This is a genomic window from Sporosarcina sp. P29 (assembly GCF_002743265.1).
Classification (GTDB): Bacteria; Bacillota; Bacilli; order Bacillales_A; family Planococcaceae; genus Sporosarcina.
In genome coordinates this window covers 1-367 of the sequence record NZ_PDYX01000142.1, presented here as the reverse complement: position 1 = coordinate 367, position 367 = coordinate 1, and the positions used below count along the sequence as shown (strand labels likewise).

The following is a 367-nucleotide window of genomic DNA, read 5'->3' as shown; positions in this document are numbered from 1 at the left end:
GGTTTCATCCGCTTCACTGACATGATCGACGGCCAGACCATTACTCGTCAGACCGACGAGCTGACCGGTCTGTCTTCTCTGGTCGTTCTGGACTCTGCTGAGCGTACTGCCGGTGGTAAAGATCTGCGTCCTGCACTGAAAATCGTTGATGCTCAGGGTAACGACGTTCTGATCCCTGGTACCGATATGCCTGCGCAGTACTTCCTGCCGGGTAAAGCGATTGTACAGCTGGAAGATGGCGTACAGATCAGTTCTGGTGACACCCTGGCGCGTATTCCTCAGGAATCCGGCGGTACCAAGGACATCACCGGTGGTCTGCCACGCGTTGCGGATCTGTTCGAAGCACGTCGTCCGAAAGAGCCTGCAA

At 55.9% G+C, this 367-nt stretch carries 1 protein-coding gene; it reads left to right on the top strand.

Features of this window, described 5'->3' with window-relative positions:
• A partial coding sequence (locus CSV68_RS16945) for a hypothetical protein (protein WP_199175064.1) occupies positions 1-367 on the top strand: 367 nt, incomplete at both ends.